Origin of the sequence: Thalassospira sp. SN3W, assembly GCF_038070535.1 — a bacterium.
GTDB classification, from domain to species: Bacteria; Pseudomonadota; Alphaproteobacteria; order Rhodospirillales; family Thalassospiraceae; genus Thalassospira; species Thalassospira xiamenensis.
In genome coordinates this window covers 4,031,413-4,054,098 of record NZ_CP121124.1, presented here as the reverse complement: position 1 = coordinate 4,054,098, position 22,686 = coordinate 4,031,413, and the positions used below count along the sequence as shown (strand labels likewise).

General features: G+C 55.0%; 20 protein-coding genes. 4 read left to right on the top strand and 16 right to left on the bottom strand.

All coding sequences use genetic code 11. The annotated features are described in order from the left end of the window. Positions 1–54 precede the first annotated feature (54 nt). Complete coding sequence (locus tag P8T57_RS18610) at positions 55–1,686, top strand: GMC family oxidoreductase N-terminal domain-containing protein (RefSeq protein ID WP_341363984.1); 1,632 nt, start codon at positions 55–57, stop codon at positions 1,684–1,686. A 66-nt stretch (positions 1,687–1,752) separates the two neighbouring features. Here the strand turns inward: P8T57_RS18610 and deoA are convergent, their stop codons facing one another. From deoA to P8T57_RS18565, 9 genes are all read right to left on the bottom strand, one after another. Further along, positions 1,753–3,093: a thymidine phosphorylase gene (gene deoA, locus P8T57_RS18605; protein WP_341363983.1), complete on the bottom strand. Its 1,341-nt coding sequence runs from the start codon at positions 3,091–3,093 to the stop codon at positions 1,753–1,755. A gap of 58 nt (positions 3,094–3,151) precedes the next feature. Then, entirely contained in the window at positions 3,152–3,958 is an 807-nt protein-coding gene (locus tag P8T57_RS18600) for a purine-nucleoside phosphorylase (protein WP_071240096.1), read from the bottom strand. After that, positions 3,955–4,476 carry a cytidine deaminase gene (gene cdd / locus P8T57_RS18595; protein WP_341363982.1) on the bottom strand — a complete coding sequence of 174 codons (522 nt, stop codon included), beginning with the start codon at positions 4,474–4,476 and terminating at the stop codon, positions 3,955–3,957. Before cdd ends, P8T57_RS18600 begins: the two co-directional genes overlap by 4 nt. A gap of 38 nt (positions 4,477–4,514) precedes the next feature. Next, a complete protein-coding gene (locus P8T57_RS18590; protein WP_278371619.1) occupies positions 4,515–4,640 on the bottom strand; it encodes a hypothetical protein in 126 nt (41 codons plus the stop codon). 15 nt (positions 4,641–4,655) lie between these two features. Next, complete coding sequence (locus P8T57_RS18585; protein ID WP_071240098.1) at positions 4,656–4,835, bottom strand: hypothetical protein; 180 nt, start codon at positions 4,833–4,835, stop codon at positions 4,656–4,658. Positions 4,836–4,998: 163 nt separating this feature from the next. Continuing rightward, the gene (locus tag P8T57_RS18580; protein WP_341363981.1) at positions 4,999–5,970 is read right to left on the bottom strand and encodes an ABC transporter permease; all 972 of its coding nucleotides are present in this window, start codon (positions 5,968–5,970) and stop codon (positions 4,999–5,001) included. Continuing rightward, positions 5,970–7,088, bottom strand: coding sequence for an ABC transporter permease (locus tag P8T57_RS18575; RefSeq protein WP_341363980.1), 1,119 nt, complete (start codon positions 7,086–7,088; stop codon positions 5,970–5,972). The genes P8T57_RS18580 and P8T57_RS18575 overlap by 1 nt, the downstream gene beginning before the upstream one ends. Then, the gene (locus tag P8T57_RS18570) at positions 7,085–8,659 is read right to left on the bottom strand and encodes an ABC transporter ATP-binding protein (protein ID WP_341365385.1); all 1,575 of its coding nucleotides are present in this window, start codon (positions 8,657–8,659) and stop codon (positions 7,085–7,087) included. Before P8T57_RS18570 ends, P8T57_RS18575 begins: the two co-directional genes overlap by 4 nt. A gap of 49 nt (positions 8,660–8,708) precedes the next feature. Next, the gene (locus tag P8T57_RS18565) at positions 8,709–9,704 is read right to left on the bottom strand and encodes a BMP family ABC transporter substrate-binding protein (RefSeq protein WP_341363979.1); all 996 of its coding nucleotides are present in this window, start codon (positions 9,702–9,704) and stop codon (positions 8,709–8,711) included. Between the two features lie 601 nt (positions 9,705–10,305). On the opposite strand from P8T57_RS18565, the gene P8T57_RS18560 reads away from it, so the two are divergent. Beyond that, on the top strand, positions 10,306–11,901 hold the full coding sequence (locus P8T57_RS18560; RefSeq protein WP_063093996.1) for a bifunctional metallophosphatase/5'-nucleotidase: 1,596 nt from the start codon (positions 10,306–10,308) through the stop codon (positions 11,899–11,901). A 145-nt stretch (positions 11,902–12,046) separates the two neighbouring features. Then, the gene (locus P8T57_RS18555; protein WP_341363978.1) at positions 12,047–12,997 is read left to right on the top strand and encodes a carbohydrate kinase family protein; all 951 of its coding nucleotides are present in this window, start codon (positions 12,047–12,049) and stop codon (positions 12,995–12,997) included. On the opposite strand, the gene P8T57_RS18550 is transcribed toward P8T57_RS18555, so the two are convergent. From P8T57_RS18550 to P8T57_RS18520, 7 genes are all read right to left on the bottom strand, one after another. After that, entirely contained in the window at positions 12,994–13,851 is an 858-nt protein-coding gene (locus tag P8T57_RS18550) for a type 1 glutamine amidotransferase (RefSeq protein ID WP_341363977.1), read from the bottom strand. The genes P8T57_RS18555 and P8T57_RS18550 overlap by 4 nt on opposite strands. Before the next feature lie 46 nt (positions 13,852–13,897). After that, a complete protein-coding gene (locus P8T57_RS18545) occupies positions 13,898–15,067 on the bottom strand; it encodes an iron-containing alcohol dehydrogenase (RefSeq protein ID WP_037987541.1) in 1,170 nt (389 codons plus the stop codon). Positions 15,068–15,096: 29 nt separating this feature from the next. Further along, positions 15,097–16,488 carry an aldehyde dehydrogenase family protein gene (locus P8T57_RS18540; protein ID WP_341363976.1) on the bottom strand — a complete coding sequence of 464 codons (1,392 nt, stop codon included), beginning with the start codon at positions 16,486–16,488 and terminating at the stop codon, positions 15,097–15,099. Between the two features lie 84 nt (positions 16,489–16,572). Further along, the gene (locus tag P8T57_RS18535; RefSeq protein ID WP_341363975.1) at positions 16,573–17,940 is read right to left on the bottom strand and encodes a glutamine synthetase; all 1,368 of its coding nucleotides are present in this window, start codon (positions 17,938–17,940) and stop codon (positions 16,573–16,575) included. A 256-nt stretch (positions 17,941–18,196) separates the two neighbouring features. Continuing rightward, complete coding sequence (locus P8T57_RS18530) at positions 18,197–19,249, bottom strand: TRAP transporter substrate-binding protein (protein WP_007089880.1); 1,053 nt, start codon at positions 19,247–19,249, stop codon at positions 18,197–18,199. Between the two features lie 170 nt (positions 19,250–19,419). Further along, on the bottom strand, positions 19,420–20,745 hold the full coding sequence (locus P8T57_RS18525; protein WP_063093036.1) for a TRAP transporter large permease subunit: 1,326 nt from the start codon (positions 20,743–20,745) through the stop codon (positions 19,420–19,422). Continuing rightward, positions 20,742–21,251 carry a TRAP transporter small permease subunit gene (locus P8T57_RS18520; protein WP_341363974.1) on the bottom strand — a complete coding sequence of 170 codons (510 nt, stop codon included), beginning with the start codon at positions 21,249–21,251 and terminating at the stop codon, positions 20,742–20,744. Before P8T57_RS18520 ends, P8T57_RS18525 begins: the two co-directional genes overlap by 4 nt. A gap of 508 nt (positions 21,252–21,759) precedes the next feature. Here P8T57_RS18520 and P8T57_RS18515 point away from each other — a divergent pair. Then, positions 21,760–22,635 (top strand): MurR/RpiR family transcriptional regulator, encoded by an 876-nt coding sequence (locus tag P8T57_RS18515; protein WP_341365384.1) that lies wholly within the window; start codon positions 21,760–21,762, stop codon positions 22,633–22,635. The last annotated feature ends 51 nt before the right edge of the window (positions 22,636–22,686 follow it).

The following is a 22,686-nucleotide window of genomic DNA, read 5'->3' as shown; positions in this document are numbered from 1 at the left end:
ACGATACCACTGGGAGGATAGAAAACATGATCACACGACCTTACCCTGTCCGGAATGATCCCCGCGTCACGCAACGGAGTTCGATCATTGGATAGCTTCGATTACATTATCATTGGCGCCGGTTCTGCCGGATGCACATTGGCCAATCGCCTCTCGGAAATGGGCGATGCCAGCATTCTTCTGCTAGAGGCCGGCGGCAAGGATACCAATCCATGGATTCATATTCCCGTGGGTTACCTTTATTGCATTGGCAATTCGAATGTCGACTGGTGCTTCAAAACCGAGGCCGAGAACGGCCTGAATGGCCGATCACTGGGATATCCGCGCGGCAAGGTTCTGGGCGGATGTTCGTCGATCAACGGCATGATCTATATGCGTGGTCAGGCTGCCGATTATGATCACTGGCGGCAATCGGGATGTAACGGTTGGGGCTGGGATGACGTCTTGCCGCATTTCAGAAAATCCGAAGATTACTATCTCGGCTCAGATGATATGCACGGGTCAGGCGGCGAATGGCGGGTTGAACAGGCGCGCGTGCGCTGGGAAATCCTTGATGCCTTTCAGGATGCCGCCGAACAGGCAGGCATCCCCAAGGTCGCCGACTTCAACCGCGGCAATAACGAGGGGTCGGGCTATTTCGCCGTCAACCAGAAACGCGGCATTCGCTGGAATACCTCGAAGGCATTTCTGAAGCCTGCCCTGTCGCGCAAAAACCTCGAACTGCGCACGCACGCGCAAGTTCGTCGCCTGATCATTGAAAACGGTCGCGTCACGGGCGTTGAATATGACCGCAGTGGCCAGATTGAAACCGTCACGGCACGTCGTGAAATCGTTCTGTCGGCCGGTGCCGTCGGATCGCCCCATATTCTGGAATTGTCGGGTATTGGTCGCGGCGATGTTTTGCAAAAACATGGCATCCAGACTATCCATGAAAGCGCACAGGTCGGTGAAAACCTTCAGGATCACCTTCAATTGCGCTGCGCCTTCAAGGTCTCTGGCATTCGGACCTTGAACGAACAGGCCAGCAGCCTTGTCGGAAAGGCCGGGATCGCTCTGGAATACCTGTTTAATCAATCAGGGCCGATGTCGATGGCCCCCAGCCAGCTTGGTATCTTCACCAAATCGGATGCATCATTCGAAACGGCGAACCTGCAGTATCATGTGCAGCCGCTGTCACTTGAAAAGTTCGGTGACCCTGTCCATCCCTTCCCGGCCTTTACGGCAAGCGTCTGTAACCTGCGGCCGCAAAGTCGCGGTAGCATCCATCTGAAATCACCCGATTTCCGCAATCAACCTGCCATCGCCCCGAATTACCTGAGCGCGGATGCCGATAAAAAGGTTGCGGCAGACTCAATCCGACTGACCCGCAAAATTGCCAATCAGCCCGCCCTTGCCCCGTACCGGCCCGAAGAATTCAAACCCGGTCCGTCATACGAGACAGAGGATGATCTGGTCAAAGCCGCAGGTAATATCGGCACGACAATTTTCCACCCCGTTGGCACATGTCGCATGGGTACGGACCCGGCATCGGTGGTTGACCCGCAATTGCGCCTGCGCGGGCTTGACGGGCTTCGGATTGCGGATGCATCGATCATGCCCACCATCACGTCGGGTAACACCAATTCACCGACCATCATGATTGCGGAAAAAGCCGCGGCCATGATTATGGCAAGCGTACGCAACTAGCCACAAAAACCAGACAAAAAGGCCGGGCAGTCACCTACCCGGCCTTTTGCATTCTCAGTTGTGTGATCACCCTTTGGTGCGGGCAACGATCCGTTCGCGCACTGCCGCGGCAGAACCGGTTCTGGCGACCTCGCCATCACCAATTACGATTGCCTCGCGCAACAGCGCCGTCGCCTCGTCAAGCTGTGCCTGATCACGGATATGAGCGATACAAAGCGGCGTATCGGCCGAAACGGCCTGCCCGACCTTGATGAATTCGGTAAAACCGACAGCAAAGTCGATCTTCTGATCGGCACGCGTCCGGCCACCTTTCAACGCAACCAGCGCCAGACCGACCTTGCGCGCATCCATCGATACAACGCGCCCAGTCTTTGCCGCGCTCACGGGCTTGATCATTGGTGCTGCTTCAAGATGGGCCGACGTGTTTTCGATAAAATCAGCCGGGCCGCCAAGGGCCGACACCATTTTACCAAACACCTCGGCAGCCCTGCCCGATGTCAGGGCGTCGCTTGCTTTCTGCAAACCATCGGCAACATCGGTTGCAACACCGGTCAATGACAGCATTTCCGCTGCCAGCGCCATCGTAACATCATAAACCCTCTGTTCCTGATGCTTGCCGGTCAGGAAATCAACCGCTTCGTGCATTTCAAGCGCGTTGCCGACCGTATCGCCTAGAACCTGTTCCATATCGGTCAAAAGGGCCGTTGTCGGTACACCATTGCGGGTTGCGACTTCGGTGATGCTTTCGGCCAGTTCGCGCGCACGATCATATTCATTCATGAAGGCGCCCGATCCGAATTTGACATCCATAACCAGCGCATCCAGACCCGCTGCCAGCTTTTTCGACAGGATTGATGCGGTGATCAACGGAATGCTTTCGACCGTCGCGGTGACATCGCGAATGCCATAAAAACGCTTGTCCGCCGGGGCAAGATCGGCGGTCTGCCCGATGATCGCACAACCGACTTCACGGGTGACCTTGGCAAATTCATCCAAGGTCGGCGCGGTTCGATAGCCGGGAATGGAATCAAACTTGTCCAATGTGCCGCCCGTATGGCCCAATCCGCGTCCCGAAATCATCGGAACAAATGCACCGCACGCGCCAACAATCGGCCCCAGCATCAAACTGACCTTGTCGCCAACGCCACCGGTTGAATGTTTATCAACAACCGGTCCGTCAAGGCCAAGCGCCTTCCAATCAAGAACGGTGCCGGAATCGCGCATATTGCGCGTAAGGGCCGCACGTTCATCCATGGTCATGCCGTTAAAAAAAACCGCCATGGCAAGGGCGGCAACCTGCCCCTCGCTGATGCTTTCATCGGCAATGCCTTTGACGAAAAAGGCAATTTCGGCATCGGTCAGTACTTCGCCTTCACGTTTGCGGCGAATGATTTCCTGCGGCAGCATATGCTGTCTCCTGCGCGCTTATTATTGAATTACGTTTCCAAACCCGACCAAGAAATCTTCATGCATCACTTGAAAAATACCGCAGCAGGATCTTGATCAAATTGGCAGATCCTTCTTTCGCCATCTCAAGCGTCTGTTCATGACTAAGGGCAGTCGGGCTCATGCCCGCGGCCAGATTGGTGATGTTTGAAACAGCCGCCACCCGGAATCCCAGACGCCGGGCAAGAATGTTTTCCGGCACCGTCGACATGCCCACCGCATCCGCCCCCAGAACCTTAAGCGCGCGAATTTCGGCCGGCGTTTCGAAACTCGGCCCGGTGCACCAGCAATAAGTGCCTTCAAACAGATTAATGCCAAGCTCCGCCGCTGTATTTTTCAAACCCGATCCGATTTCCGGATCATACGGCACATCCATTCCGACAAAACGATCATTGCCATGATATCCGATCAACGGATTGGGCCCAAACAGGCTGATATGATCCGTAATCAGCATCAGGTTCCCCGGTGATGCCTCGGGAATAAGCGACCCTGCCGCATTGGTAAGGATAAGCCGGTCGGCACCCAATTCACGCAATGTCTCGAGCGGCTCGCTCATCAAATCCGAACGGCGATGTTCATAATAATGCGCCCGCCCCTGCATGACGGCAACCAATACACCACCAATCCTGCCAAGCACCAACTGCCCGCCGTGGCCCTCCACCGTCGGCTTAGGAAATCCCGGCAGGTCGGTATAGGAAATTTTGATTGCATCACTGACGGCGTCAACAACGCCCCCCAGCCCACTGCCAAGAACAAGTGCGACCTCGGCCTTAAAGCCCGGTGCCTTGGCGGCAATGATTTCCAATGCGGCTTTGACGTTGCTCATTTCAAATTCTCCGGCCCGAAGGAATGGGGAATAAGTTCTTCACGTGTCAGGGTCAAAAGCGTTTTGCCTGCATCATTGATGATATAGATCGTCGCATCCGATCCAGTGAATTCCCGGATTTTCTGGCGACACCCGCCACATGGCGTACAGGCAACATCCCCCAGCCCCACAACGACGATTTCGTCAAACTTGGTTTCACCCGACAGAACCATCGCCGAAATCGCCCCGGCCTCGGCACAAACACCTTCGGGATAGGCCGCGTTTTCAACATTGCATCCGGCAATGATCTGCCCGCGCTCCGTCCGAAGGGCTGCGCCGACGTGGAATTTCGAATAGGGCGCATATGCCCTGTCACGCGCGGCAAGTGCCGCATCAATCAAATCGCGGGGGGCGTTGGTTACAGTTTGCGATGTCATATGTCTTATCCTGTTTTTCCTGCCGCTTATCGCGGGCAGGTTCCATTCTGCATATAGTCGTGAACCGTAACCTGGCGTTGATGATGTCGTTGCGCGCCGCATCGGCCGCATCCTTCATCGCAGGCATGATCAGGTCCCTGTTAATCGTCTAACGTCCAGTCAACCCCGTCTTCGGCAAGGCCAAGACTTAGAATACCCGGTTTCCAGTCCCCATCTCGCACCGCCGCGAATGCCTCGAAAACGGCAACATCGACATGCTTAACCATCGATGTCAGAATCGATTACGAATGCAGTCCGTTCTGGTTTGCATCTGATACAATCTCAAGCTTTCCGGCATCCACTTTTACCTGCAGAATGCCAATTCCCGTGCCACCGGCCAGTTGCAAAACAACATCCGCACCAAGACCGATCTGTGTGGCTGCCAGTTCGGCACCACGGCTCGCGGTCCTTCCACGCTGCACTGGTCGAATAAACAACTGCCGATGCAATTTCTGCGGCCTGCAAGGCAAAAACCATCGCGGGTATCGAAACCGTCAGAACGGCAATGATGGAAAAGACCTGTTTGCAATTCATCACAGCCTCGTTTGCCAGTTATGCCGGATCGGGAAGCTGATCGCAGCGCGATCAGCGTTCCTTCACATACGGACGACCAAGCGATTTGGGCGGAATGGCGCGGCCAATAAAGCCCGCCAGCAGGATCACCGTCAAAATATAGGGCAATGCCTGCACCAGTTGCACCGGCACCTCGCCGATCCCCGGCAGGATAACACCCTGCATGCGGGTTGCCGCGGCATCAAGGAAACCAAACAGCAGGCACGCAAACAGTGCCGGGAAAGGCCGCCATTTACCAAATACCATCGCCGCCAGCGCAATATAACCCTTGCCCGCCGTCATATCCTGCAGGAACGACGCACCCTGCGCGGTTGAAAGATACGCCCCCGACATGCCGACAAGAAAACCACTGCAAATCACCGCCCGATAACGCATGCCAACCACGTCGATACCAGCGGTATCAACGGCCCCCGGGTTTTCACCAACCGCACGCAGACGCAAACCGAAACGGGTGCGATACATCACCCACCACGCGGCTGGTACTGCCAGAAACGCGACATAGACAAGGATGTTATGACCGCTCAGCAATTCTGAATAAATCGATCCCAGAACCGGGACATCGGCAACGGCATCCGCGCCGGGCAAGGTAATCGGCTGGAACCGCGATCCATGATCAAGCGACGGAGTCTTACCGCCCTGCGCAAACAGGGCAATCCCGACCAATGCCGTTAGACCCGACATCAGGATATTGATCGCCATGCCCGACACGACCTGATTGCCCTTATGCGTGATGCAGGCAAAACCATGCAGAAGCGAAAGGCAGATCGTCGTCGCGATTGCAGCCAGCAACCCGGCCCAGGGATTTCCGATATAATAAGCCACCGCAGCAGCCGAAAACGCCCCGCCCAGCATCATGCCTTCAAGTGCCAGGTTGATCGTACCCGACCGTTCTGAAAACATCCCGGCCAGTGCGGCAAGAATAAGCGGGGTCGATGTCCGAAGCGTCGCATCCAGAAGCAGGATAACCAGTTCAAAATTATCCATTATGCGGCCTCCTGCGCACGGCGGCGCAAATGCCACGCTGTATAAATCCGGGTCACGCGCGGACGGAACATATGTTCCATCGCACCGGTAAACAGGATAACAAGCCCCTGAATAACCACGACCATATCGTTCGAAATCGTCGGGATTTCAAAGCTGAGCTCCGCCCCGCCCTGATACAGCATCCCAAACAGCAATGCCGCCAGGAAAATACCAAACGGATGATTGCGCCCCATCAGGGCAACCGCAATCCCGACAAAGCCGTAACCGGCCGTAAAATCGATCAGCAACCGGTGCTGAACACCCATCACTTCGTTAAGCGCCATGAAGGCCGAAAGCGCGCCTGAAATCATCATCGCCATGATGATGTAACGCCCCGGCTCGATCCCGGCATAGGTCGCGGCAACCGCATTGGCACCCACGGTGCGGATCGCATAACCCCATCTTGTATGCCAGATGAACAGCCACACCAGAACACTGCAGACAAGCGCGTAAACGAATGAGAGGTTCAGCGGACTGCTTGCCATTTCCAGACCAAGGCCTGCGGCGATGTCATGAATGAACGGCAAACGCAGATGTTCGGCGATCTGTTCGCTTTCCGGGGTCATTGATCCCTGTGGGCGCAGAACATTGACCAGCAGATAAACCATTAGCGAAGACGCAATAAAGTTGAACATGATCGTGGTGATCACGACATGCGACCCGCGACGCGCCTGCAGATATGCCGGGATATAGGCCCAGGCCGCACCGAAAATTGCCGCGGCCAGAATGGCAACGATCAGCATGATCGGAAATGGCAGAAAATCAAGGTAAAGGGCCGCAAGAATGACACCAAGCCCCCCGACATAAGCCTGCCCCTCGGCACCGATATTGAACAGCCCGCAATGGAATGCCACGGCAAATGCCAGACCGGTAAAGATGAAGTTCGTGGTGTAATAAAGCGTATAACCCCACGCCTCTTCATAGCCGAACGCACCATAAAGCAGAATTTCAACAACTTGTGTCGGGCTTTCACCAATCGCCAGAACAACAAGCCCCGAAACAACGAGTGCCAGCAGAAGATTGAGCAGCGGCAACGCACCAACATCAATCCAGCGCGGCAGTTGAACGGTATCACTCATGCGTGGCCCTCCGCGGCTTTGGCTTCATGGGGGTCAACCCCGGCCATCATCAGGCCAAGAACCCGTTCATTTGCTTCGGCAGCAGAAACTTCACCGATGATGGAACCATCACACATCACCAGTATGCGGTCGGCAAGAGACATGATTTCGTCCAGTTCGACGGATACCAGCAAGACGGCCTTGCCAGCATCGCGCATCGCAACAATACGTTTGTGAATGAATTCGATGGCACCGATATCGACACCGCGCGTCGGCTGTCCGACCAGAAGAAGCTCTGGATCGCGCATGATTTCACGCGCCAAAACCAGCTTCTGCTGGTTGCCGCCGGAAAAATTGGCTGCTTTCAGATCAGGATCATTTGGCCGCACGTCGAATTCCGACATCATATGTTCGGTCGCATCGGAAATCGCATGCCAGTTCAGGAAAAGACCCTTCTGATAGGCCGCGTCATCCTCGTAACCGAGAATAGCGGCTTCCTTGGCCGAAAATGACGTCACCATTGCCATGCGATGACGATCTTCGGGCACATGAGCGACACCGCGTTTGCGCAGTTCGGCGGCATCCACACCACGACCGGGTGTGACATCTTGCCCGTTTAAAAGGACCTGTCCTTCGGTTACCGCACGTATACCGCCAAGCGCTTCAAGAAGTTCACTTTGCCCGTTGCCGGAAACCCCGGCAATGCCGACGATCTCGCCGGCGCGCACCTTAAAGCTGGCATTCTTGACCTTGCGCACACCCTGCGATGTTTCAACACACAGATTATCAACCTCAAGAACAGTTTCCGCCGGTGCGGCTTCACCCTTTTCAAGGCGCAAAAGCACCTTGCGGCCGACCATCAGTTCGGAAAGTTCTTCGGGGCTGGTTTCGGCCGTTTTGCGATGGGCCACCATTTCACCCTGGCGCATCACGGAAACATTGTCCGTTGCCGCCATGATTTCGCGCAGTTTATGCGTGATCAGAACAACCGTTTTACCCTGATGTTTCAGGGTTTCAAGAATGCGGAACAGATGATCGGCTTCCTGCGGGGTCAGAACCCCGGTCGGCTCGTCCAGAATTAGAATTTCGGCCCCCCGATAAAGGGCTTTCAGAATTTCAACGCGCTGCTGCAAGCCAACAGACAGATCACCCACAATGGCATCGGGATTAACGTCAAGCGCATATTCACGCTCCAGACGTTTAAGCTCCCCGCGGGCTTTATCAACGCCCTCGCGCAGGATCGCCCCACCCTCGACACCCAGAATAACGTTTTCAAGAACCGTAAAGGGCTCAACCAGCATGAAGTGCTGATGAACCATGCCGATCCCGACCGCAATGGCGTCTTCGGATCCCTTTATATCGCAAAGCCTGCCATCGACATGGATGGTGCCCGCATCAGCCTGATAAAAACCGTACAGAATACTCATCAAGGTCGATTTCCCTGCACCGTTTTCCCCGACGATGCCGTGAATCGTACCCTTTTCGACTTTCAGATCGATTGATTTATTCGCGTGTACCGCACCGAACCGCTTGTCTATACCGCGCAGTTCAATAGCGGGTTGCACGGCACCGGTCTCCCCGGCGCCGTGCATTTGATGCATCGTATCCGACACTACAAATCCCCGGTTTGTTCGTCCTGCCTTACATCGGGCAGGCGCTGTCGCTCATGTAATCGTGGACTTCAAGGTTGCCGGAAATGATTTCTTCCTTGGCTTTGGCAACAGCCGCTTTCATGTCGTCGGTGATAAGCTTTTCGTTGTTCTCGTCAAGCGCCCAGTCAACGCCGCCTTCTGCAAGACCAAGAACGGTGACGCCCGGCTTCCATGTGTCGTTGGCTGCCGCGTCGAACGCTTCGTAAACAGCAACGTCAACACGTTTGAGCATTGAGGTCAGAACCGAACCCGGATGCAGGGCATTCTGGTTGGAGTCAACACCAATGCCAAGTTTGCCGGCATCCGCTGCAGCCTGCAGAACACCGACACCGGTGCCGCCTGCTGCGTGATAGACAACGTCAGCCCCTCGGTCGAACTGCGATTTCGCAAGCTCGCCACCTTTAACCGGGTCATTCCATGCCGCACCGGTGGTGCCGGTCATGTTCTGGAAAACTTCGGCATCGCCATTGGCGTATTTAACGCCCTGTGCATAACCGCAGGCAAATTTGCGGATCAGCGGAATGTCCATGCCACCGATGAAGCCGACCTTGCCGGTTTCCGATGCCATGGCTGCCAGAACACCAACCAGGAACGAACCTTCATGTTCCTTGAAAACCACCGACTGAACGTTCGGCAGGTCAACAACCATATCAACGATCGTGAACTTGGTGTCGGGGAATTCGGTTGCAACTTTCTCAAGGGCGGACGCCTGCGAGAAGCCGATTGCAACAATCGGGTTCATGCCACGGCGTGCGAAGTTGCGCATTGCCTGTTCGCGCTGCGAATCGTTCTGGATCTCGAAATCGCGATACTCGACGCCCTTGTCGGCCTTGTATTTTTCGGCACCGTTATATGCGCCCTGGTTAAACGAACGGTCAAAACGGCCACCCATGTCATAAACGACTGCCGGGTTGATTTCTGCTGCGCTCGCTACACCTGCATAGCATGCAACAGCCGCGACCATGGAGGTCAGAAGCTTTTTCATTCCGATGCCCTTCTATTGCTTGATTCTCTTTTATATCCCGCCAGCGCCCTTAACCGGCAGGACTCCCTCATCGAAAAAGTGTTTCATGCAGCAGCACCGCTTTTTTTTGCCCCGGATACCGGTGCCTCTTGTGCGTATCTGCTACAGAACGCCTATGGTAACTACAAAATACGGTACTCTGTAAATAGCAGAGCACGGACCATTGACACAAAACCTGTCCATTCGGTCAGAATTCATTCTACCCCAGCTTGTCATTTTGGCGTCTATCTGCGGGGTTTCCCTTAGTTTTTACCGCATTAGCAAACGCTGACATTTTAGCCGCTGCCGATACTATTTCTTAAAGAATTTCATAATTGCACCGCGCGCCATTTCTACAATTCGGCCTACTGCCCCGAAAACGGCGCCGTCCGATTCTGCATTGAAATGAAAATACAACGCCCCGCCCAGACAAATTCAGATCGACAATTTAACCGTCACGTCATCAACCGGGCGTACCCCCGCCGGAATTTTAATGCTAGGATCGCGTGCGTTCAGGGATTTGACTTTTCATGCCACACCGGGTCGAGGGATGCCGGTGCAACGGCTTGTTCGGAGATAAAAAATGAAACGGAAAATTGCCGGGCTTCTTTCGGCCTGCACGATGCTGACTTTTGGTGCCGGTTCGGCACTTGCGGATTATGATCTTCGTATCCTGCATACCAACGACGTTCATGATCGCGTTGAATCAGTTACCAAATACAACAACAGCTGCAGCGCAGAAGACGAAACCGAAGGTAAATGCTTTGGCGGTTACGCGCGCCTTGCAACCGCCATTCGCGACAATCGCGCCATGGGCGGCAATGTCCTTGTTCTGGACGGCGGTGATCAGTTCCAGGGGTCGCTTTATTATTCGACCTACAAGGGCAAACTGACCGCCGAACTGATGGCAATGGCGGGTTATGATGCCATGACGATTGGCAACCACGAATTCGACGATGGTCCCGATGTTCTTGCCGCCTTCATCAAAACCAGCAAAATTCCGGTTCTGTCGGCCAACGTCAAGCCGCTTGGCGGTTCCGGCCTTGAAGGCTTCATCAAGCCCGACACCATCGTCGAAGTCGGGGGCGAGAAAATCGGCCTGATCGGTATCACGACCGAAGAAACCCCGGATATTTCAAGCCCGGGTGATCATGTCAGCATCACCGATTCCGAAATGGCGTTGCGCTATTCCGTTGCCCGCCTGCGCCTGAAGGGCATCAACAAAATTATCGTTATGAGCCATTCCGGGTCCTACAAGGATTTTGAACTGGCAAAAACCGTCAGCGGCATCGATGTCATCGTTGGCGGACATGACAACCAGCTCTTCTCGAACACCAATGAAAAGGCCGACTATCCCTACCCGGTCGTTGAAACCGCACCGGATGGCAAACCAGTTCTGGTCGTTCAGGCCTACGCCTATAGCCGCTATCTCGGCGCGCTTGAGGTCACCTTTGACGATGACGGCGTTGCAAAGGCATGGTCGGGCGAACCGATCACCCTTGATGCCAGTATCAAACCGGCCGAAGACGTTCTGGCGAAAATAGCCGAAGTCAGCGGTGCGGTCGATGCCATTCGCACGGTTGAGGTCGGAAGCTTCACCACGGCCGCCGATGGATCGCGTGAAAGCTGCCGCGCGATGGAATGCGCCATGGGTTCCCTGATTGCCGATGCCATGCTGTGGAAAGCTGGCGAAGGGTATCAGATCGCCATCCAGAATGGTGGCGGTATCCGTGCCAGCATTGACGAAGGTACCGTGACAATGGGCGAAGTCCTGACGGTTCTGCCGTTCCAGAATGCTCTGGCAACCTTCAAACTGACCGGTGCCGATGTCGTGGCGTCCCTTGAACATGGCGTATCAATGGTGTCCGAGGGCAAAGGCCAGTTCCCGCAGGTTTCCGGTCTGAAATTCGATCTGGACCTTAACGCACCGGTCGGATCGCGCATATCCAACGTTATGGTCGATGAAGGCGGTACTTTCGTTCCGATTGATCCGGCCAAAACGTATGGCGTTGTTTCGAACGACTTCATGCGCAATGGCGGGGATGGTTATGCCCTGTTCCGCGATAACGCAACCGATGTCTATGATTTCGGTCCGAACCTTGAACAGGCAGTGGCGGAATATATCGGCATGAATTCGCCGATGATCCCGGCAACCCATGATCGTATCATGATGAAATAAACCCGAACTAACCAGGTTAGCCAAAGGGCGGTGCACGATGATCCCGTACGCCGCCCTTCTTGTTTTGCTTGCGTTGAATTGACCCCGCAGCTTATGACTTTGCGCCAGCCATCAAAGACCGTTTAACAATAAACAGAGCATCATCTTGATCAACCCTGCCAGCAACATCCTTTGCCTTGGCGCAGCCCATTTTGACCGAACCCTGCAATGCACGGAAACATTCGTGCCTGCGGCGTCAAACCCTGTCCGGACCCTGCACCGAAAACCCGGTGGCGTCAGTCGCAATATCGCGGTTCACCTGCGGTTGCTGGGATGTAATGTCGGTATGCTGGGTGCAGTCGGCGACGATGGCGACGGCGATCAGATCATCCGCTCCTTATCGGAAATCGGTATCGATACCCGGCAAATCCGCAAAATCCCCGGCGGCCATACCGCGGGTTACACCGCCATCCTTGACGAAACCGGCGAACTGGCCCTCGGCCTGATGGATGCCGAAATCTATGACCGCCTGACATACGATCTTCTGGCTGATCAACTGGCAAATATTCAAAACTGGCCCTGGTGGATGGTCGATGCCAATCTGCCGACCGAAACGCTGATCTGGCTAGCCGACCAGAAAGGCACATCACGCTTTTGTGCCGCGACCGTATCCCCGTCAAAATCGGCACGCTTCAAGCCACTTCTGGACAAACTTGATGTCCTGATCGCCAACCGGGCCGAAGCAAAAGTTTTATCCGGTATTGAAATCAACGACATTGATGATGCCAAAAACGCAATCACGGTTCTACGCGATCATGGCATTCCCCATATTGTCATAACGCTGGGTGCCAAGGGTGTCGTATCTGCCGATGGCCGTGAAACTGCCTTCTGGCGTCCTTTGCCCACCAAGGTCGTTGACGTCAATGGAGCCGGGGATGCGTTTTATTCGGGCTTCCTGTCGGCGTTCAGCAAACTGGAAACCGGCTTTGACGCCGCGATTGGTACCGGCCTTGCCATGGCAAGTCTGACGGCGGAAACCCACGGCACAACTGTCTGGAACCTTGATAGCAAAACGGTTCAGGAACGCGCGTTAAACGCCTACAAAGAAACGATCTAACTGCGAATTTTACCGAGTGAATACTTCAACCAGTTGCCAAGTTCCAGCAATCTGCGTTCATAGCGCAGCGCATCATTATCAATCCCGTATTGCCACGCAAGATCGCGCCGATCCGGGTCCTGATGCAGCGTCATCCAGTTGGTCGCCATGGTTTCAAGCGCCCCCTGATCGGCGAACAATCCGGCATCAATCAGGCGCTGCCCGTACCGCCGGAAAATGGCGGCAAGTTCCGCCAGCGTATATTCGGGATGATATTGCACACCCCAGAATTTCAGGCCGTCATTTTCCATCACAAACGCCTGAATATGGCTGTGTTCGTTCCCGGCAAGGATCACCGCCCCCTTGGGCGGAACCGATACTTCGTCCATATGCACGGTCAGTGCAGAAAAACAGACCGATTTCCCGCGATACAACGGATGCGCAACCCCTGCCCGGTTCAGGCGGATCATGCGGCCCACGCCGATCTCGCGCCCATTGGGCGATGCGCGCACTTCACCGCCAAACGCACGGGCAACAATCTGCATGCCCCAGCAACTGCCAAATACCGGCACACCGGATTCAACCGTTGCCCTTGCCAATGGCAACTGGTTTAAAACCGCGTCTTCATCGATATAGGCATTCAGCGCCGAACCGGTCCACGCAATGCCGTCAAAATCGGTAAGCTTCACACCGTCGGGAAGACAGTCCGGCCCATCATCCGCAGGCCGGACAATCGTGATATCAAGTTCAGGATCAAGGCGTCTCAGGGCCGCTTCATATCCCTCGCCCGATGGCGATCCCCCCAGTGAACGGTTCAATTCATTCACTTCGTGGCGATTGCCATCGACAATCAGGATTTTTCTGACGTTTTCCATGATAACACCCTGATCCCGTTATTGTTCTGGTTATCGTTTCTTGAACTTAGCCAAGCTCGCCGACACAGGCCCGACGGAAGATTTCGGCATAATCAGCCACCGAAAGTTCAATCGGGTTGCCACCATCGGACGGATCACCCTTGGCTTTGGTCGCGACTTCGTCGGCTCGGTTTACGTCGACACCGATTTCCGCCAGCGTATTGACGATGCCAAGACGGGTACGGAACGCCAGAACCCATTCAAACAGGGTGTCAAAGCCCGGTGCGGCAAGGCCCAGCAAACGGCAAATCGTTTCGCAATTGCCTTCAATCGCACGGCGGTTGGCCCGCATGACATACGGCAAAAGGATGGCATTGGTCAGACCATGGTGGGTATCAAAAATCGCCCCGATCGGATGGGCCAGTGCGTGAACACCGCCAAGCCCCTTCTGGAAGGCTGTTGCCCCCATCGACGCTGCCGAAAGCATATCGGCGCGTGCCTCGATATCCTTGCCATTGTCATAGGCGCGCGGCAGCGCGTCGGCAATCAGGCGCATACCTTCAATGGCCACACCATCCGCCATCGGATGATAACCCGGCGCACAATGGGCTTCGAAACAATGAACAAACGCATCGACACCAGTGGCCGCCGTCACATGCGGCGGCAGGCCAATGGTCAGTTCCGGATCGGAAATCACGATTGCTGGCAACATCTTCGGATGGAAGATGATTTTCTTTTCATGCGTGTCTTCTTTGGTAATCACGCTGGCACGGCCCACTTCGGAACCGGTGCCCGACGTGGTCGGAACGGCAACAATCGGGGCGATACCAGCCGGATCGGCGCGGGTCCACCAATCACCGATATCCTCGAAATCCCACATCGGGCGGGTCTGCCCTGCCATCAGAGCAACGGCCTTGGCCGCGTCAAGGCCCGAACCGCCACCAAAGGCAATCACACCGTCATGACCGCCGGCACGATAGACCGCCAGACCGTCTTCAACGTTTTTGCCTGTCGGGTTGCCTTTGACCCCGGCAAACAGCCCGGTCGGAAGTCCTGCGGCTTCGTTTGCGGCAATCGCATCACGTACCATCGGCAGATCCTTAAGACCCTCGTCGGTGATCAGCAACGGCTTTTTCATGCCGGTTGCCTTGCAGGCATCTGCCAGTTCTGAAATACGGCCCGGACCAAAACGCACGGAGGTAGGGAAGTTCCAGTTTCCAACAATCTTCTTGGTCATTTCTGTATCCTTTGCGCGCAAACGCGACGTTAAATCTTGGTCCGCAGGTGGAAGCTTTTCGGCCGGGTCAGGGATTCGTAACCCAGTTTCGAAAGCGTGCATCCACGTCCCGAATTTTTCACACCCGTCCAGGCCAGTGCCGGATCAAGGTAATCTGCACGGTTCATGAAAACCGTTCCGGTCTGAAGCCGGTCACCAATCGAAAGGGCGGCATCTTCATCCGCCGTCCAGATCGATGCCGTCAGCCCGAATTCACTGTCATTCATCAGGGCAATGGCTTCCTCGTCGGACGTCACTTTCATGATGCCGACAACCGGGCCAAAGCTTTCCTCGCTCATGACGCGCATCGAATGATCGACATTGATCAAGACCTGCGGTGCCAGATACGGGGTGCCTTCCTTGTTGGCGGCAAATTTCGACGGGTCGATCAATGCCTTTGCGCCGTCGCGGATGGCATCGGCAATCTGGCCCCGTACGAAGGCCGCTGATGACGCACGCACCATCGGGCCAAGATTGGTTTCCGTATCAATCGGGCTGCCAAGGCGGTATTGCGATACAAGATCGGCAGCCTTCTCTACAAAGGCATCAAAAACGCTTTCATGGGCGTAAATCCGTTCAATCCCGCAGCACGACTGTCCGCTATTAAAGAACGCGCCATCAATGACGTTTTCCACCGCATGATCGATATTGACGTCCGAACGCAGATAAGCCGGGTCCTTGCCGCCAAGCTCCATACCGGTCGCGATGAACTTGCCACCAACCGCTTTCTGAACCGCATGGCCGCCCGGCACCGAACCGGTGAAATTGACGAAATCAACACGGATATCGCCCATCAGTTTTTCCGCATCCGCATGGCTCAGATGCAGATACTGGAACAATCCCTTGGGCAGACCGGCGGCTTCAAACGCCTCGGCAAAGCGTTCTGCACAAAGCGGGGTCTGGTGCGAATGTTTCAGCACCACCGCATTCCCGGCCATAAGGGCCGGAACAACGCCGTTCACAGCCGTCAGATACGGGAAGTTCCACGGTGCGATAATCGCAACAACGCCCAATGGATCACGACGGATGAAACGGTTAAAACCGGGCTTCTCGCCCGGATTGTAATCGCCAAGCGCCTCAGGTGCGATGTCGATCATATAATCGGCGCGTTCCTTGAAACCGTTAACCTCGCCACCGGCTTGCGAAATCGGACGGCCCATCTGCCAGCTGATCTCAGCGGCAATTTCATCCTTTTTCGCAACAAAGGCGGCAACCGCCTTGCGCAGGATTTCCTGACGTGTCGCGACCGGCACATTGCGCCATTCGGCCTGTGCGGCACGTGCAACATCAAGTACCTTGTTGATCTCGGCTGCACCGGCAAGCGGACGCTCGACATAAACGGATCCATCAACGGGCGAGATGGTGCGTAAACTCTCAGACATGATGCCTCACAATTGGAGAATGAGTTAGGGCGCGAAGATATGTGACCAGGCGCGAAGCGACGATGCGTCGCCGCGTGCAACAGATCAAATGATTTCGAAGTAACGCTGCATTTCCCAGTCGGTAATCGCCTTGCGGAATTCGCGTTCTTCCCATTCCCGCGACTGGGCGTAATGGGTCACGAATTCTTCACCAAACAGCGATTTTGCCGCCTCGGATTTGCGCAAACGTCCGGCTGCCTCGTAAAGCGTTGCAGGTAAGCTCGTATCTTCGGGGAATTCCTGCGCATAGGCGTTGCCGACGACCATTTCGCCCGGCTCCACCTTGTTTTCAATGCCCCAAAGCCCCGAGCCGATTGCAGCCGAAAGCGCGATATAGGGGTTAATATCCGCCGCCGCAATGCGATATTCAATGCGTTGCGACTTGGCCGTACCCGGAATAACGCGAAGCGCTGTGGTACGGTTTTCAACACCCCACGTTGCCGTCGTCGGTGCCCAGAAACCCGGGATCAGTCGCGAATAACTGTTTACCGTGCAGGCCACCATCGACAGCAGTTCCGGCATCAATTTCTGCTGACCGCCAAGGAACCAGCGCATTTCATCGGACATGTTATGGGGTTTGTCTGCGTCAAAGAACGCTGCCCGACCATCCTTGCCCTTGATCGAAACATGCATATGCCCCGACTGCCCCGGCCAATCGTTTGACCATTTCGCCATAAATGTTGCCATCCATCCGGCACGCTGGGCCAGAACCTTGGTGAATGTTTTAAAAAGTGCGGCTTTGTCGGCGGCTTTCATCGCCTCATCATGGGTAAGGGCAGCTTCCAAAACCCCAGGGCCGGTTTCGGTATGAAGTCCCTCGATCGGGAAATCCATGCTTTCGCCGAGTTCAAGCAGGTCATGATAGAATTCCGAATGCACGGAATTGCGCAGCATCGAATAACCGTAAAAGCCCGGTGTGATGTTCTTCAGATTGCGATAGTTCTTTTCACGCACTGAATGCGGGTCTTCCTCGAACAGGAAAAACTCGAATTCGCAGGCGGCTGAAACGTCATATCCCATCTTATCGGCTTTATCGAGGACACGGCGCAATGTGCCACGCGGGCACACGGTTTCCGCCCGTCCCTCGAACTCGCCAAGGAACAGAACGGTATCGTCTTCCATCGGCAATTCGCGGCAGCTTTCGGGGATCACGCGCACCGGTGCATCCGGATATGCCGTGTGCCAGCCAGTAAACTCGGATTTGTCATAGAGCTGGTCATTTGAATCCCAACCCAGAACCACATCACAAAAGGCAAAACCGGAATCGAGTGCCGACAGGAATTTGTCGCGATGCATGTATTTGCCGCGCATTATTCCGTCGACGTCGAAAATACCGATTTTGACGAATTTGATGTCGCGTTCCTTAATCAGTTTTCGTGCGTCATCGGCGGTTTTGACATCCTTCGCCTGCATCGGCGGCCTCCTGTGATTTGGGCTTTGTTTTTGTATCGGACTGACCGGTTCCTGCCCGTTTTTGGTCATCGCGTCTTGTGACGTCTTGTTGCGTAATATAAATTACACTATGCAACAAATAAACATAAATTTTGCTTATTTGTATTATTTGTTACAAATTGGAACATCAACTAAACCCTAGGGAATGCAAGGAACACAGACACAAATGATGCGCCTGCGCCCCCTGCCCGGTCAAATGTGACCATTCCCGATTGGCCTAGCTGTAACGATACGGCTTGCCCGCTTTTTCCATCACAGCAGCATACTGTTTGAAGATGTCCACAACTCTGGCGCAACGCGGGCTGGTCTGTGCAATCTCGTCCCAGAATTTATGTGCTTCGGCTTCAACCGTCGCCCATTCCGCATCGGGGATCGAGGTCAGCTTCAGCTTCGTACCCTGGGTCCGAAGCTTGGCTTCACCACCCCAGTACCAATGCTGGCGATAATAGTGCGAGCTATCCATGCACAGCTTGAACAGAACTTTCAGATGTTCCGGAAGTTCGTTCCAACGTTCTTCGTTGGCAAAGAAAGAACCACACCATGCACCGGAAATGTTGTTGGTCAGGAAGTAGTTGGTCACATCGGCCCAACCGACCGTGTAATCCTCGGTGATGCCCGACCATGCAATCCCGTCAAGCTCGCCGGTCTGGACGGCAACCTCGATGTCTTCCCACGGCAGGGTAACCGGTACAACGCCAAAGCGCGACAGGAATTTACCCGCCGTCGGGAAGGTAAAGACGCGTTTGCCTTTAAGGTCTTCCAGACTGTTGATCGGATCAACGGTTGCAAAATGACACGGATCCCATGAACCGGCCGAAAGCCATTTAACACCTTCGACTTCGCCATATGCCTCGTCCCAGATTTCATTCAGGCCGTATTCTTCAAACAGGACCGGAACGTCAAGGCTGTAACGGGTCGCAAACGGGAAATAGCCGCCAAAGACCGAAATATCGACCGGAGCCGCAATCGAGTCATCATCGGACTGAACCGCATCAATGGTACCGCGCTGCATGGCACGGAACAGCTCGCCGGTCGGAACCAGTTGATCGGCGTAATAAAGTTCGATTTCCATTTCACCGTTGGCGACCTTGTTAAAGGCATCAATCGCTGGCTTGATAACATGCTCGCCCAGTGCCGGACCGGCATAGGTCTGCAAACGCCAGGTGATCTTGGCATTCTGCGCCTTGACATAAGGTGCGGCAAAGGCGGTCGTACCCGCTGCTGCGGTTGCAACACCGGCTTTTTTCATAAAGTCGCGTCTCGTCGTCATTGTATCATCTCCCTGATCGATGAAGTTCGTTAACGCATTCATTAACTGCCCTGCCCGCCTAACGGGTCTGGCAGCGCCTCCTGTTGTTGGAAATTCAAACCTCCCCTGAATTGATTTTGTTTTGAACGGCGGGGCCTGTTGCGACCCCGCCGGTATCGGGTTCGTTTTGCTTACCGCGCGTAATGCCATTCCGGCAGCCACAGCGCGATTTGCGGGAACACCATCACGATGCCAAGCGCCATCGCCATGATGATCACAAACGGTGTGATCGATTTATAGATGTCCTTTAACGTCACCTCTGGCGGTGCCATGGCACGCATCAGGAACAGGTTGTAGCCGAACGGCGGCGTCATATAGGCGATCTGGCAGGTGATGGTATAAAGCACGCCATACCAGACCAGATCGAAACCAAGGGCGCCGACCAGCGGCACATAAAGCGGTGCGACAATCACCAGCATCGCCGTGTCATCAAGGAACATGCCCATCAGGATGAAGGAAATCTGCATCATGATCAGGATCTGCCACGGGCCAAGTCCAAGCTGATCGACAAAGAAACTTTCAATCGCCTTGACCGCACCCAGCCCGTCAAACACCGCACCAAATGCCAGTGCTGCCAGAATAATCCACATAAACATGCAGCTGATCGAAAGCGTCTTGCGAAGGGTTTCTTCCATGACCCCACGGGTCAGGCGACGCTTGGCAAAGGCGGCAATGGTCGCGGCAAGCGCCCCCACCGCCGAACTTTCCACAAGCGACGTAATCCCCATCAGGAACAGACCGGTCATCGAGAAAAAGATGAACAGCGGAACAATCCCCGCCTTCAGCAATCCGATCTTGTCACCCCAGGTGATTTCCGCGCGTTCTTCCTTGCTCAGCGCCGGGCCCATATCGGGCTGCAGCCAGCAGCGAATGGCGATATAAACGATGAACATCCCGGCCATCAGCAGCCCGGGGAACACCCCCGCCAGCCAAAGCTGTCCGACAGGCTGACGCGCAATCATGCCATATAGCACCAGAACCACACTTGGCGGCACAAGAATGCCAAGCGAACTGCCCGCCTGGATCACGCCGGTCACCATGATCTTGTCATAGCCGCGTCGCAAAAGTTCCGGCAGCGCGATACTCGCCCCGATCGCCATGCCCGCAACGCTCAGCCCGTTCATGGCCGAGACCGCCACCATCAAAACAATCGTCCCGATGGCAAGGCCACCGCGTACCGGCCCCATCCAGACATGGAACATCCGGTAAAGATCGTCTGCCAGACCGGATTCGGAAAGCATGTAACCCATATAGACAAACAGCGGCAGTGTAAGAAGCGGATACCACTTCATCAGCTTCATCGCGGCACTGAACGCCATTTCAGAACCGCCATCCCCCCACATGCCAAGCGCGAAGACAACGGCAACAAAACCAATGGCACCAAAAACCCGTTTCCCAGTCAGAAGCATCAGCATCATCGTGGAAAACATCAGAAGAGCGATCATCTCATAACTCATGAAAGGCTCTCCCCGCGGGCGGCTGCCAAATCTTTGAAGAAGGTCGCAATCGCCTGCAGCAACATCATGAACACGCCAAAGGTCATGATCGCCTTGATCGGCGACATCGGCGGCGACCACGCGGAATAACTGGTTTCACCATACTCGAACGCATAGGCGGTCGATGAAACGCCGCCATACAGCAGAAACGCCAGATAAAAGATCAGAAACAGGATGGTGATCGCATCAAGCCCGGCCTGTTTGCGCGGCGACAAGGCGCCATACAGCAGATCCATCCGAACGTGCGAGTCCAGCTGCATGGAATATCCCCCACCCAGTAGGAAATACGACACCATCAGGAACTGCGCGGTTTCCAGCGTCCAAAGTGCCGGAAATTCCATAAGCTTGGTGGCCGCGGAATATAAAAGCACCGCAAGCATCGCAAAGATCAGATACATCGCAAACCGGCCGATGATCCGGTTCACGCAATCGACCCATCTGACGTAGGTCTTGATAAATTCAGGCATCTAACGCCACCCCAACATCTCCCTGTTCTATCGGTCGCAACAGCGGCTGGACTGTCATCTGCAAATACGATCCTCTCCGTTCGCATCCGGTGGACACGAACGGTGATCCGAAATGCCTTACCTCGCGGAAAAACCCGACAGGTCGAACATCGACACCAAATCTGGATGGAAGTATCCGCAGCCCTGACAACCCATATTGCATCCCCTTGCCTGCACTACCTTTTGCAAGGCCGTACCGTGTGATGAACCGCCTCCCGGGCGACCGACTTTTGCCAAGCCGTTGAATTGTTGCACCGCTTTTTGCGGCACGGGTTTTATCCCTTCTGTAACGAACGTTACATGATTTCAATTTTGATGACAAGAATATCAAATATTGTAAAATTCATTACAATCATTGTATTTGTATGTCAGACAAGGTAAACCGCGCCCGAACAATGCATAAGCGCACTTTGCGGGTGTTTGGCCATTCCATGCGGATGGCATAACCGGGGAAATCTCGCCTTTGAATGTGAAGCAGCAGGCTACAAAGCCAACGGTCGCCGAACAGATCACGCAAAAAGCCGATACACTGACCGCATCGGAACGCAAGCTCGCCCAGGCTCTGCTTGGTAACTATCCGATGGCCGGCCTTGAAACGGTGGCGACCTTCGCCGAACGGTGTGGTGTTTCTGCCCCAACGGTGCTGCGTTTTGCCAGCAAGATCGGCTTTGACAGCTATCCCGACATGCAGGCGCGTCTGCGCGGCGAACTCGAAGCCCGCCTGCAATCGCCTTTAACGCGAAGCAGCCTGCCCCGCTCGCGCAATCATTCCGGTCATCCGATGGGGGAATTGCTTCATGAAATGACTGAGGCCACCATCAGCAACATCCGCACAAGCCTTGCCAATATCAATCCGGCCGAACTGCAAAGTGCCATCGAACTGATCGGCGACTGCAAGGGATCGGTCTATATCCTTGGCGGGCGGTTCACCTCCGCCCTTGCGGTATATGCCTATGAACATCTGCGCACCATGCGAAGCCAAGTTAGGCGCGTTTCGGGCCAAAGTGCCAAATGGGCCGAAGACCTTCTGGATATCGGCAAACGCGATGTGCTTCTGGTCTTCGACGTCCGGCGTTATCAGGCCGATGTCATCGCCTTTGCCGAGGCCGCTGCCAAACAGGACGCCAAAATCATCCTGTTTACCGATCAGTGGCTCAGTCCGATTGCGCAATTCGCCCGGCATGTCTTTCCGGTGCGCATCGAAACCGGCACGACATGGGATAGCTCGGCGGCCAGCATGGTGATGCTTGAAACCCTGCTTGAAGGGGTCGGGCAGCATAACCCGGAACAGGTGCGTGCGCGCATCAAACATCTTGAAATGCTGCGCCGCCCGCCGCAATCGTAATACGCAGCGTATATTCGCCGCAGTAATGATTGAAACCACCGCCGCACCGCG

Bases quoted from the DNA above. Each gene is read 5' to 3' on its own strand.
- P8T57_RS18610 (WP_341363984.1), top strand. From the start codon at position 55: ATGATCCCCGCGTCACGCAACGGAGTTCGATCATTGGATAGCTTCGAT.
- deoA (WP_341363983.1), bottom strand. From the start codon at position 3,093: ATGCTGCCGCAGGAAATCATTCGCCGCAAACGTGAAGGCGAAGTACTG.
- P8T57_RS18600 (WP_071240096.1), bottom strand. From the start codon at position 3,958: ATGAGCAACGTCAAAGCCGCATTGGAAATCATTGCCGCCAAGGCACCG.
- cdd (WP_341363982.1), bottom strand. From the start codon at position 4,476: ATGCGGCGCGCAACGACATCATCAACGCCAGGTTACGGTTCACGACTA.
- P8T57_RS18590 (WP_278371619.1), bottom strand. From the start codon at position 4,640: ATGGTTAAGCATGTCGATGTTGCCGTTTTCGAGGCATTCGCGGCGGTG.
- P8T57_RS18580 (WP_341363981.1), bottom strand. From the start codon at position 5,970: ATGGATAATTTTGAACTGGTTATCCTGCTTCTGGATGCGACGCTTCGG.
- P8T57_RS18575 (WP_341363980.1), bottom strand. From the start codon at position 7,088: ATGAGTGATACCGTTCAACTGCCGCGCTGGATTGATGTTGGTGCGTTG.
- P8T57_RS18570 (WP_341365385.1), bottom strand. From the start codon at position 8,659: ATGCACGGCGCCGGGGAGACCGGTGCCGTGCAACCCGCTATTGAACTG.
- P8T57_RS18565 (WP_341363979.1), bottom strand. From the start codon at position 9,704: ATGAAAAAGCTTCTGACCTCCATGGTCGCGGCTGTTGCATGCTATGCA.
- P8T57_RS18560 (WP_063093996.1), top strand. From the start codon at position 10,306: ATGAAACGGAAAATTGCCGGGCTTCTTTCGGCCTGCACGATGCTGACT.
- P8T57_RS18550 (WP_341363977.1), bottom strand. From the start codon at position 13,851: ATGGAAAACGTCAGAAAAATCCTGATTGTCGATGGCAATCGCCACGAA.
- P8T57_RS18545 (WP_037987541.1), bottom strand. From the start codon at position 15,067: ATGACCAAGAAGATTGTTGGAAACTGGAACTTCCCTACCTCCGTGCGT.
- P8T57_RS18540 (WP_341363976.1), bottom strand. From the start codon at position 16,488: ATGTCTGAGAGTTTACGCACCATCTCGCCCGTTGATGGATCCGTTTAT.
- P8T57_RS18535 (WP_341363975.1), bottom strand. From the start codon at position 17,940: ATGCAGGCGAAGGATGTCAAAACCGCCGATGACGCACGAAAACTGATT.
- P8T57_RS18530 (WP_007089880.1), bottom strand. From the start codon at position 19,249: ATGACGACGAGACGCGACTTTATGAAAAAAGCCGGTGTTGCAACCGCA.
- P8T57_RS18525 (WP_063093036.1), bottom strand. From the start codon at position 20,745: ATGAGTTATGAGATGATCGCTCTTCTGATGTTTTCCACGATGATGCTG.
- P8T57_RS18520 (WP_341363974.1), bottom strand. From the start codon at position 21,251: ATGCCTGAATTTATCAAGACCTACGTCAGATGGGTCGATTGCGTGAAC.